This window comes from Kitasatospora sp. NPDC043950, from assembly GCF_056435345.1.
Map to the genome: position 1 here is coordinate 218,916 of NZ_JBWKER010000002.1, position 12,013 is coordinate 230,928.

The 12,013-nt window shown below is 72.6% G+C and carries 8 protein-coding genes; 7 read left to right on the plus strand and 1 reads right to left on the minus strand.

Annotated features, from left to right (window positions below):
• The first annotated feature begins 150 nt into the window (after window positions 1–150).
• From AC07BF_RS01970 to AC07BF_RS01985, 4 genes are all read left to right on the plus strand, one after another.
• Complete coding sequence (locus AC07BF_RS01970) at window positions 151–4,530, plus strand: LamG-like jellyroll fold domain-containing protein (RefSeq protein ID WP_400810103.1); 4,380 nt, start codon at window positions 151–153, stop codon at window positions 4,528–4,530.
• Between the two features lie 157 nt (window positions 4,531–4,687).
• A complete protein-coding gene (locus AC07BF_RS01975; protein ID WP_363374032.1) occupies window positions 4,688–5,221 on the plus strand; it encodes a PadR family transcriptional regulator in 534 nt (177 codons plus the stop codon).
• A 2-nt stretch (window positions 5,222–5,223) separates the two neighbouring features.
• Window positions 5,224–5,904 carry an ABC transporter ATP-binding protein gene (locus tag AC07BF_RS01980; RefSeq protein WP_363585174.1) on the plus strand — a complete coding sequence of 227 codons (681 nt, stop codon included), beginning with the start codon at window positions 5,224–5,226 and terminating at the stop codon, window positions 5,902–5,904.
• A 56-nt stretch (window positions 5,905–5,960) separates the two neighbouring features.
• Window positions 5,961–8,465, plus strand: coding sequence for an ABC transporter permease (locus AC07BF_RS01985; RefSeq protein ID WP_478332781.1), 2,505 nt, complete (start codon window positions 5,961–5,963; stop codon window positions 8,463–8,465).
• Window positions 8,466–8,525: 60 nt separating this feature from the next.
• Here the strand turns inward: AC07BF_RS01985 and AC07BF_RS01990 are convergent, their stop codons facing one another.
• A complete protein-coding gene (locus tag AC07BF_RS01990) occupies window positions 8,526–9,509 on the minus strand; it encodes a helix-turn-helix transcriptional regulator (protein WP_363630386.1) in 984 nt (327 codons plus the stop codon).
• Between the two features lie 373 nt (window positions 9,510–9,882).
• On the opposite strand from AC07BF_RS01990, the gene AC07BF_RS01995 reads away from it, so the two are divergent.
• The 3 genes from AC07BF_RS01995 (at window position 9,883) to AC07BF_RS02005 (ending at window position 11,844) form a co-directional block, all read left to right on the plus strand.
• Window positions 9,883–11,079 (plus strand): IS256 family transposase, encoded by a 1,197-nt coding sequence (locus AC07BF_RS01995; RefSeq protein ID WP_478317199.1) that lies wholly within the window; start codon window positions 9,883–9,885, stop codon window positions 11,077–11,079.
• 362 nt (window positions 11,080–11,441) lie between these two features.
• Window positions 11,442–11,570: a hypothetical protein gene (locus tag AC07BF_RS02000; RefSeq protein WP_363585182.1), complete on the plus strand. Its 129-nt coding sequence runs from the start codon at window positions 11,442–11,444 to the stop codon at window positions 11,568–11,570.
• A 61-nt stretch (window positions 11,571–11,631) separates the two neighbouring features.
• Window positions 11,632–11,844, plus strand: a complete 213-nt coding sequence (locus tag AC07BF_RS02005) for an MbtH family protein (RefSeq protein WP_363585184.1) — start codon at window positions 11,632–11,634, stop codon at window positions 11,842–11,844.
• Window positions 11,845–12,013: the final 169 nt, after the last annotated feature.

Genomic DNA, 12,013 nt, shown 5'->3' on the forward strand with positions numbered 1-12,013 from the left:
CTGCCCGCGCCTTTACCCATCGGCCAGGGGGCGGACCCGATTGTCGTACCGAGGGGGGAACCTCACCACATGCCCGCTGCTCCGCCCGGCGCCCGCTCCTGCACACGCCTTCGTCCACGGACCCCGTCCGCGCGCGCATCCGCCGCGGCCGTGGGCCTCGTCCTGGCCCTGACCTCGGTGGCACCCGTCGCGTTCGCCGCCCCGGTGCCCACCACGCCCACCACCACACCCGGAACGCTTCCCCCGGACGTGCTGACGGCCATGGCCGCCGCAGACGCCAGGCAGACCAAGGAGAAGCCTCCGGCTGCGGCCGCCGACCGGGCGATCGCCCAGGCCAAGTCCACCGGCAAGCCCGTCCCCGTACCCGAACTGACGGACGAGTACAGCGAAACGGTCGCCACTCCCGCGGGCCACCTCTCCCGTTCCCAGCACGCCGACCAGCAACGCGTCAGGCGGCAGGACGGCGTCTGGGCCGCGCTGGACGCCAAGCTCGTCGCCGACCCGGCGGGCGGCTACCGCCCTCGGACCGCCTCCTCCGGAGTCCACCTGTCCGGTGGCGGCAGCGGCCCCCTCGGCACGCTGACCAGCCCGGACGGCGAGAAGCTCGTCATCGACTCGCCGTTCCCGCTGACCAAGCCGGCCCTCGACGACGACGGCGACGGCCTGGTCTACCCCGACGTCGCCCCCGGCATCGACCTGAAGGCCACCGCCGACAAGTTCGGCGGCCTCAGCACCGTCCTGATCGTCAAGACCGCCGAAGCCGCCAACAACCCGCAGCTGAAGAAGATCCGCTTCGGTACCACCGGTCAGGGCGTCACCGTCAAGGACGACGGGTCCAACAACCTCACCGCCACCGGCAAGGACGGCAAGGTCCGCTGGCACGCCCCAGCCCCTCGGATGTGGGACAGCTCAGGCGGCGCGGCCGGCACCGTCCCCGCAGCCACTGCCGGCAAGGCCGCCGCGGCCGCGCAGGCCGCCCCGGCCGACGGCGACGGCGCGGCCCAGGCCGGTGTTCCCGCCAAGTCGGACAAGCCCAGTAGCGCGGACGGGCCCGGCACGGGCGCCAGGGTCGCGACCATGCCCACCACGGCCTCCGGCGACGCCGTCGAGCTGACCACCGACGCCTCGGTGCTCGGCAAGGGTCAGGGCCCCTGGTTCATCGATCCCGGGTGGATCTACGACTCCCGCAGCGGCAACGCCTGGACCTGGACCCAGCAGGCGTACCCGAAGACGCCCCGCTACGGGCAGACCACCGCCTCCGACGGCCAGTACGCCCGTCCCGGCGTCGGGTACCAGGGATACCAGGTCGACAAGGGAATCGAGCGGTCCTACTTCCAGATCGACACCCGCGGATTCGGCGGCACGGTCATCAACAAGGCCACCATGTCGGTCTGGGAGTACGAGTCCTCGGACTTCTCCTGCACCAACACCTATCCGGTGGACCTCTACTTCACCGGGCCGATCGACAACCAGACCACCTGGAACAACCCGCCCGCCGTGGTGGGCGGCCGACTCGGCCGCGCCGACGTCGCCGGCTCCGGCGGCAGCGGCTGCTACGACAACCGCGAGTTCCAGTACGACGTCACCTCCGTCTACCGGGAACGCGCCGCCACCCACGACAACCTGACCTTCGGCGTGTTCGCCGGCGACGAGTCCAACAAGATGGCCTTCAAGCGCCTGACGTACAACCCGGTGGTGGTCGTCGAGTACGACCGCGCACCGGACACCCCGACCAACACCTACGTCTGGCCGCCGCCGGGCACGGCGTCGCCGTGGGCCGAGAACCAGGGCTGCGACGGTTCCTCGGTCGGCTGGCTCGGCGCGGGCAGCAACTTCAACGGCGCGGTGTCCCTGAACGCCACCGTGCACAGCCCGGTCCAGAACTCGCTCTACTCGTGGTCGAAGATCTGGGACTACAACCTCCCGGGCGCGCCCGAGGTCGACTCCGGGAAATCGGGTCTGGTCGGCAACGGAGGCAACGCCGCCTTCCAGGTGCGCTCCGACGTGATCAAGGACGGGCACGTCTACGGCTGGGGCTCCTTCGCCACCGACGACTTCACCTCGTCGGGATACGCCCCCGCATGCCGCTTCGGGGTCGACCTGACTCCCCCGAGCCTGTCCGTCCCCGACGTCTACACCGCTCTTCCCGAGAGCTCGCTCGCCGACCACTTCCCGCCGTCCGGCAACGGACAGGTGACCAGGAAGAAGGCCTGGGAGTGGGGCATCGTCCCCTTCACCGCCGCCGACACCGCCCCCAACGGCGGCACGCCGTCGGGTGTCACGTGCGCCCGGTGGTCCTGGGACCCGCAGCTCTCCGGCGCCCAGTGGCAGTGCGGATCCGCCCTCCCGCAGGGCGGCGTCAGCGTCCTGCCGGGCCGCTGGGGCACCAACATCGTGTACCTCCAGGTGATGGACAACGCCCGCAACGTCTCGCCGGTGGCCCAGTACGCGTTCTACGTCCCGTGGAACCCGGACGGCCCGCCGCCGGTCTTCGGCGACGTCACCGGTGACGGTGCGCCCGACATCGTCACCCCCGACCAGTCGGGCGACCTGCGCGCCTACGCCGTGGCCGGCAACCCGCTCGCCAAGAGCCCTGCCGTCTCCCTCGTCGCCAAGCGCGACGACTCACCCACCGGACGGGGCTGGGCCGACATCCAGTTCGCCCACCGCGGCACGCTGACCGGCGGCAACAACATCGACGACATCGTCGCCCACGCCCCCGGTGACAAGGACCTCTACCTCTACGGGAATCCGGGCAACACCGGCTACTACGGCCGGGTCGACGCGAGGTCGGTCCTCCCGAAGCCGAAGTGCGTCACGACGGCCAGCGAGGACTGCTCCTGGCTCACCGCCACCGGATACAACGCCACCGACTGGTCCAACACCCTCCGCGTGGCCGCACTCGGCGACCCGGCGAACACGGACCTCGACTACAAGCTGCAGTTCAAGAACAAGAGCGGCCTGCTCACCGTCGAGAGCACCGCCAACGGCGCCGACGCCGCCCTCTGGTACTACCCCGCGACCAGGCTCCAGACCCTCGGCAAGCCCGTCCGGCTCGCCGCCTCCGGGTGGAAGGACAAGGAGCTCATCGCCCCCGGCGACTGGGCCAAGCAGGGCCACCCAGGCCTGTGGGCCCGGAACCTGGAGGCAGCCGCAGACGGCGGCAAGGGCACTCTGCTCGCCTACACCTTCACCACCGGGACAGTGGTGTCCACCGACCGCAACGGCAGGCCCGTACTGGACAGCAGCGGGAACACCGCCACCGTCCCGACGCTGACCCAGATCTCCAGCCCGGTCACGATCGGCTCCGTCTCCCCGGACACCTGGCCGACGCTCGGCTCGGACGGGGACCTCACCGGCAACGGCGCGGCCGGTCTCTGGGGCAAGCGCGGCAACGGCCAGATCGACATCTGGTGGGGCGCGCCCACCAACCCCGGCAGCCCCAACGCCGCCTTCACCTGGCAGGCCGGACCGACCCAGGCCGCGGACACCTCCGTGAACCCGCTCTGGTGGGCACTCGACGGCACCTCCGCCGTCGACAGCAACGCCGCCAACGCGCTCTACCCGAGCACGTTCGCCCGCACCACCGACCACAACGGCGCCGCGGGCAAGGCGACCGTCCTCGACGGCAACACCCTCTACCGCAGCACCAACCAGGCCAACATCGACACCGGCCAGAGCTACACCGTCGCCGCCTGGGTCAAGGTCAACAACACCAACGGTTACCAGACCGCCGTCTCCCTGACCGGCAACGAGCGCAGTCCGTTCTACCTGCAGTACTCGGCGACGTACGGCAAGTGGGCCTTCAACCTGCCCTCGTCGGACCAGCTCCGCCCCACCACGTACTACGCGGCCGTCGACTCCGAGCAACCCCAGATCGGCGTCTGGACCCACCTCGCCGGGACGTTCAACTCGGACACCCAGACCGCGACGCTGTACGTCAACGGCCGAGCGGCCGGAAGCGCGAAGGTCCCTGCGGGCTGGAAGGCCAACGGCAGTCTGAACATCGGCGGGGAGACCACCGCCCGGTACCCCGGGCCTGACGGCCGCGTGAACGGCGCGGTCAGCGACGTCCGGATCTACCCGTACGCGTTCACCGACCAGCAGGCCAACTCGCTCGCCACGGCCGGCTCCAGCGTCCAGATCCAGAGCGCCTACAACCCCGGCAGGTGCATCGACAGTTGGGGCGGTTCCGTCGGCACGGCGGTCGCCTTCTACAACTGCTACAACGGCAACGCCCAGCACTTCACCCTGACCACCGACAACAAGTTCAAGGTCTCCGGCACCGACCGGTGCATCACCACCAACGACAAGCCGGCCGGCAACGGCACCAAGGTGTCCTTCCAGACCTGCGCCGCCGATGACGCGCAGACCTGGGTCCGTCGCTACGACGGCACGCTCTACAACCCGATCTCCGACAAGTGCCTCGAACTGCCCGGTTGGGCCGACGCGAACGGCACCGCGCTCGGGGTCTGGTCCTGCACCGCCAATGCCAACCAGCGTTGGCTGGTGCGCGCCCAGGCGTCCTGACCGCCGGGCCCACGGTCTGAACTGACCCGGGCACCGAACCTCTCCGGCCTCCCCGAGTCCTGCTCGGGGAGGCCGGAGCCGTGTCGGCGCCGGCGGCCGGACCCGAGGGGGCCCGCTATACACCTGTGTGTATACATGGCCTGTATAGTCCCGGAGCATGTCACTCGGACAGCTGTTCCTCGGCCTGCTGGAGACCCAGCCCCGCCACGGATACGACATCAAACGCCTCCATGACGAGCACTTCGGGCGCGACCGCGGCCTGCACTACGGGCAGGTGTACGCGACGCTCTCCCGGCTGCTGAAGAACGGGCTGGTGGTGGTCGACGGCGTCGAGGCCGGCGACGGCCCGGAGCGCAAGCGGTACGCGATCACCGACGCCGGGGTCACCGACCTCGCCAACTGGCTCGCGCACCCGGAGAGCCCGCAGCCGTACCTGCAGAGCACGCTCTACCAGAAGGTCGTGCTCGCCCTCCTGACCGGCCGCTCCGGCGCCGACGTCCTGGACGCGCAGCGGGCCGAACACCTCAAGGAGATGCGGGAGCTGACCCGCCGCAAGCTCACCGGTGACCTCACCGACCAGCTGATCTGCGACCACGCCCTGTTCCACCTGGAAGCCGACCTGCGCTGGCTGGAGCTCACCGCCGCCCGCCTGGACGAACTCGCCGCCCGCATCACGGAGTCCCAGCGTTGACCATGTCCGAACCCCTGCTCGCCGCCCACGACCTGCACAAGAACTTCGGGCTCACCCCGGCGCTCGGTGGGGCCTCGCTCACCGTCGCAGCCGGCGAACTCGTCGCCGTGATGGGCCCGTCGGGCTCCGGCAAGTCCACCCTGCTGCACTGCCTCGCCGGGATCACCCGACCCGACAGCGGTCGCCTCCGCTACCGGGATCGCGACCTCACCGCCTGTTCCGACGCCGAGCTGAGCGCCCTGCGGCGCACCGAGTTCGGCTTCCTGTTCCAGTTCGGCCAGCTCGTCCCGGAACTCTCCTGCCTGGAGAACGTCGCGCTCCCGCTGCGCCTCAACGGACTGCGCCGCCGGGCCGCCGAGGCCCGGGCCCGCGAATGGTTGGAGCGCCTGGAGGTCGACGACGTGGCCGCCAAGCGCCCCGGCGAGGTCTCCGGCGGCCAGGGGCAGCGGGTCGGCGCCGCCCGGGCCCTGATCACCGGGCCCAAGGCGGTCTTCGCCGACGAGCCGACCGGCGCGCTCGACTCCCTCAACGGCGAGCGGGTGATGAAGCTGCTCACCCAGGCCGCCCGGGAGAGCGGGGCCGCCGTCGTCCTGGTCACCCACGAGGTCAGGGTCGCCGCCTACGCCGACCGCGAGATCGTCGTCCGCGACGGCCGCACCCGCGACCTGGCGGGCGCGATATGAGCAGCACCGGCGTGAGCGGCCCCGGCGTGAGCAGCCCCGACACCAGTAGCCCCAGCGTGAGCAGCCCCGCCACGAGCGACCCCGCCGCCGACCGGGTGCGCTCGCCGTTCCTGGACCAGCTCGGCCTCGGCGTGCGCCTGGCCCTCACCAACGGACGGGACGGCTGGGGGCGCCTGCTGCTCACCGCCTGCGGCGTCGGCCTGGGGGTGGCACTGCTGCTGTTCACCGCCTCCTTCCCCGGCATCGTCCAGCACCGCAACGAGCGCCTGTACGTGCAGAACGACACCTTCCGCGACGAGGACCTGCCCACCCCCGGCGACCGGACGGTCCTCATCGCCACCGCCGACACCACCTTCCGGGGCACCGCGATCCGCGGACGGGTCGTCCAGCCCGAGGGCCCGGACGCGGCGCTCCCGCCCGGAGTGGCCGCGTACCCGCCGCCGGGGCGGATGGTCGTCTCGCCCGCCCTGGCCGAGCTCCTGAAGGACCCGGCCAACCAGCTGCTGCGCGACCGCCTCCCCTACCCGGTGGTCGGCGGCATCGGCCCGGACGGCCTGCTCGGCCCCGGCCAGGCCGGCTACCTGCTCGGCAGCGACCGGCTCTCGCGGGACGCCGGAGCCGCCCGCATCACCTCGTACGGCCACTTCTCGCCGCCCAAGCCGATGGACCCCCGGCTGATCCTGCTCAACGCGGTCGGCCTGACCGTGATGCTCGCCCCGGTCGGCGTCTTCCTCGCCGCCGCCGCCCGCTTCGGCGGCGAACGGCGCGACCGCAGGCTCGCCGCGCTGCGCCTGGTCGGCGCGGACCGCCGGATGACCGCCCGGCTCGCCGCCGGGGAGTCCCTGGTCGGCGCGGTGCTGGGCCTGGTCGCGGGCGCGGCGCTGTTCCTGCTCGGCCGGCGGCTGACCGGCCACCTGCGGCTCGCGGGCTTCAGCTTCTACCCCGAGGACATCGCGCCGCACCCCGCCATCGCCGCCGCGATCGCCGTGGTCGTGCCGCTCCTCGGCGTCGGCGTGACCCTGCTCGCGATGCGCCGGGTCACCGTCGACCCGCTCGGCGTGGTCCGCCGCTCCGGCCCCGGCCGGCGCCGGATCGGATGGCGGCTGGCGCTGCCGCTGGCCGGCCTCGCCCTGACGGCGCTCGCGCTGGCACTGCCCACGCAGTACAACCCGTCCGGGATGGGGCGCACCGCCGTCTTCAACTCCGTTCAGGACACCCGTGGTTCGCTTCTGGTCGCGTTCGGCGTGCTGCTGATACTGGTGGGCGTCTGCACCCTGCTGCCCTGGCTGGTGGAGGCCGCCACCCGGCGCTCCGGCGGCGGCGTGTCCTGGCAACTCGCCATCCGAAGGCTCCAGTTGAGCTCGGGCCCCGCCTCGGCCGCGGTCAGCGGCGTGGTCGTCGCCGTCGCCGGGGCGATCGCCCTGCAGACGCTCTTCCTCGGTGTCAGCGCGAGCTACGAGGACCGCCCCGGCCCCCGCGCCGCGGTCGGGCCGTACCAGCAGTCGGTGTCCTTCCCCGGCGGCGGCCCGCAGGCCGACCGGCTCGCCGACTCGCTGGCGCGCTCTCCCGGGGTGCGGGCCACCGCCGCCTACACCGAGTTCGCCCTGGAGACCCCCACCGCCAAGCTCTGGGACCTGCCCGCCGTCCGGATCGCCGACTGCGCCGTGCTGCGCGGCTTCGCGACCCTGCCCGACTGCAAGGACGGTGACGCCTTCGCCGTCCAGGGCCGGACCACCCGACCGGACGCCGGCACGGACGTCGGCACGAGCGGCGGCACGAGCGCGGGCACGGACGTCGGCACGAACGCCGGCACGAACACCGGTCCGAACACCGGCGCGGACGCCGCCGCCACGGCCAAGCCCGGCACGACCGTCCACGCCGCCTTCTTCCGCGGTGACGGCGAGCCGCCGTCCTGGCCGCTGCCCGCCGTGACGGCCACCGTCGAGCCCGTCGAAGGCGCCGACCCCAACGGGCGGATCGGCTCCGGCCTGCTGCTCCTCACCCCGGGCGCCGTCCCGGCCGCCGCACTGCGCGGCCAGCCCGCGACCGTCCTGGTCGCGATGGCCCCCGGGCTGCCGGACCCGAAGGAGCAACTCGCGACCGACGTCATGGCGATCGACCCGCAGGGCCTCGCCGGGTCCCCGCTCGACCGCGCCGTCGACCCGACCTACCTCGCCGTCAAACGCCTGCTCACCGCCGGCTCCGCCGTCACCCTGCTGCTGGTCGCCCTCAGCCTGCTGGTCGGCCAGCTGGAGCGCTTCCGGGAGCAGCGCCGCATCCTCGGCGTGCTGAACGCCGTCGGCACCCGCCGCCGGATCCTGGGCCTGTCGGTGCTGTGGCAGACCCTCGTCCCGATGGCCCTGGGCATGCTGCTGGCCGCCGTCGGCGGCCTGCTGATGGGAGCCGTCCTCCAGTACACGGCGGGCCTGCCCTTCGCCCTCGACTGGGGCTCCATGCTGGCCATGTCCGCGATCGCCGCCGGCGCCGTCCTCCTCACGACCGCGCTCGGCCTGCCGCAGCTCCTGCGCCTGATGCGGCCGGCCGAACTGCGCTACGAGTAGCACCGGCCGCCGGGGGCCGTCCCGCCGAGCGACGGCGACGGCCCCCGGTGCCGGTGCCGGTCACAGGTCGTCGAGGGGTTCGTCCAGGACGCCCTCGCGGGCAATGATGTAGCCGAGGTGGCCGCGGCTGCGGCTGCCGAGGAGTTCGCTGGCCTTCTGGATGTGGCTGGAGACCGTACGGGTGCTCATGCCGAGGCGGGAGGCGATGGCCTCGTCGGTGTAGCCGTTGACCATCAGGCGCAGGACGTTCTGGCGGGTGCGGTCGGTGAGCAGCTGGGGGCGGTGCCGGCCCTCCAGGTAGGTGACCGGCTCGGCGCGTTCCCACATCAACTCGTAGATCTTGAGCAGGTACTCGACCAGCGGTGGGAACTGGATGAGCATCGCGGCGGCCTCGCGGTCGGCCGCGGCCGGGACGAAGGCCGTGGAGCGGTCGCAGATGATCACCCGGTCGAACACCTCGTTCAGGGTGCGTATCCGGGCGCCCTGGGCCGTGACCTGCTCGATGTAGGCGAGCGTCGGGCCGTGCGAGCGCACGGTGTGCTGGTAGAGGGTGCGCTGGCGCACGCCGCGCCCGGCGAGGGCGAGGTCGCGCGGGAGGGCGTCCGCGAGGTGCTCGGGACTGCGGCCGCCGCCGGGCTGGGCGGTGCGCAGTTCCTCGGTGCAGGCGGCGACGGCCTTCTCCAGCGCGGGGTTGATCTCCTCGCCCGTCAGGAGGCGGACCGGCAGCTGGGCCCGGCGCATGACGTCCTGGTAGGCGCGGTCGGCGGCGGTGAAGGCGGTGCGCAGCTCGGCGAGCCGCTCCTGGTGGCCCAGCACGGCGAGTTCGAGCGGCCGGGTCAGGCCGGTGGCCGCGATGTCGGGCGGGACGGGGGTCAGCCGCTCGCCGGAGCCGGGTACGGAGCGCAGCAGGCCCATCGCGAGCAGGCACTCGGGGGCGTCTCCGGTGGCGCAGCCCTCGGCCAGCGCCACCCGGTAGAACTCGATCCCCCGGTCACAGAGCTGCGGTGTCCCCATTCCCGCGCTGTTGTCCTGGGATAGGCACATCTGGGCATCCTTCCGGCTTCGGCATTGCGGTTTCACGAATGCCCGTACCGGCCACCGCAAGGCATCTGAAATGGCAGGATGGAAATCACCTGTCGTTCGGAAGCCGTCCCCCCGGGCTCTGACTGCCGTGAGTGTACGCCCAAGTGGCGCGGAAATCAGCGGTCGACGGCGAAGCCGAGCGCGCCCGGAGGCGGGGGAGCCGACCGCGGCAGTGGCGGACCCGAGCGCACCCGGCCGCGGTGACAGGCGGACGGCCGCCGTCTCGTGACTGTCGCCCCGTCAGGGCGGCCGGGGCGGACGGCCGACGGACGAACGGCCGACAGACGGAGGGCACCCCTTGTTGCGAGCTGATCCCGGCCCGGCGGTCCCGCCCGTGGACCTGGCCGAGCTGGTGGACCAGCGGCTGGTACGGCAGTTGGCGGAGGCCGCCGCCGAGCAGGTCGGCTCCGGCGCGATCCGGCTGCTGGGCGACGGCGGGCTGTTCCAGACGCTCGCCAAGCAGCTGATCGAGCACGCCCTGGAGCTCGAACTCCAGGAGCACCTGCGTGGGGCCGAACCCGGCGCCAACGTCCGCAACGGCGCCCGGGCCAGACGGCTGCTCACCGAGGTCGGCCCGGTCGAGGTGCGGGTGCCCCGGGACCGCCAGGGCAGCTTCACCCCCCGGGCCGTCCGCCCCCGGGCCCGCCGGCTGCCCGGCCTCGACCGACTGGTCATCTCGCTCACCGCGCGCGGCCTCAGCTCCGGCGAGCTGGTGGCGCACCTGGCCGAGGTGTACGGCGTGGAACTCAGCCGGGAGACCGTCTCCGCCATCACCGACCAGGTGCTCGACGAGCTCGACGAGCGGCGCCGGTGCCCGCTCGACCCCGTCTACCCGGTGGTCTTCCTCGACGCGGTGCGCAGCGGCCGCTCGGGCGGCCCGCTGGTGCACCTGGCGCTCGGGATCTCCGCCGACGGCGGGCGCGAGGTCCTGGGCCTGTGGCCGGCCACGGACGGGGAGCACTGGCCGCAGGTGCTGGCCGAGCTCACCGAGCGCGGGGTGCGCGAGGTCTGGGTGCTGGTCGGCGACACCGGCGGGGGCCTGGCCGAGGCGGTGGCGGCGCGGTGGCCGCGCACCCTGGTGCACGGCTCGATGGCGCACCTGCTGCCCGCCGCGCTGCGGCACGCGCCCGGCGAGGACTGGGGTGCGCTCGCACGGACGCTGCGCGAGATCTGTGCCGCGCCCACCGAGCGGGCGGCGATGGCGCGGCTGTCCCGGGCCGAGCGGGAGTGGGGTCCGGGCCACCGCGAGGTGTTCCGGGTGTGGCGGTCGGCCTGGCCGCTGCTCGCCGCCGGCTTCCGCTTCGGCCCCGAGGCGCGGCGTCTGCTCGCGGGCGGGGGCGCGCTGGAGCGGCTGCACGCCCGGCTGCGCCGGATCGAGCAGGCCTCGGGCCGGGTGCAGGACGAGCGGGCCGCGCTCAAGCGCGCCTACCTGGCGACGATCGCCCTGGAGTCACCCGCCTCTGCGGGGCGGACGTGGACCGGTGACTGGCCCGCCGTCCGCGAGGAACTGCGCCGGGGCTCCCACTTCTGACGATCCGTTAACCCTTTTTCTGACGCTCCGCAACCCTCGCCCCCGCGGCAGCTCCGGCGGCTTCCGGGGGCCGGGGCCGCCCTCGCCGACGCGCCGGGCGGGCGGGCGGTTGACCGAAACCCTCGCCAGTGACCTGTTCCCACCACTGATCTGACAGTGCCAGGCACTCTTTGGATCAGATCTGTCTGTTTTTGACATGATCTGTTCGAGCTTCCGGTTCCCGCAATGCGTGTTCCCGATCATGGCCAGAGCTTCCACCCCCGTTTGAGCCTCGGCAGGATGAATTTCCGAGCGAAGAGGGCCGACCGCCCCCTCGGGAAAAGGAATTAACGATGAAGAATCTTGCCGTTCGCATTCACCATATGCTCGGGATTCTCGCCGTTCTGCTGGTCGCCGGACTGGGCGTCCAGAGCAGCGCCGACCCGTACTCGCCCCTGGCCGCCGCCACCCCCGTCTCGGCGCCCAACGCCGACTCCGGCTGGGGTCCGTGAGCCGCGCTCCGGCGTAATTCCCCCCTCCCCGAAATTTCTCCGAACAAAGAGGAAACCGACGATGGCGAACCCGTTCGAGGACCCCGACGCCAGCTACCTCGTCCTGGTGAACGACGAGGGCCAGCACTCGCTGTGGCCGGTCTTCAGCCCGGTGCCCGACGGCTGGCAGCAGGTCTTCGGCGCCGCCGGCCGGCAGGACTGCCTCGACTACGTCGAACAGCACTGGCAGGACCTGCGGCCGAAGAGCCTGCTCGCCCAGCAGTCCGGCCACTGACCGCGACAGCCCAGCGCTGAAGCCGCACCACCAGAACAGCCGGAACTGCCAGAACCGCGCCACCACGCCACCACGCCACCACCAGAACCGCGCCACCACGCCACCGCACCGCCGCTCCATCGACCGCCCGGGCCGACCGCCCCGAAGGTCGCCGAGCAAGCCGTTCCCG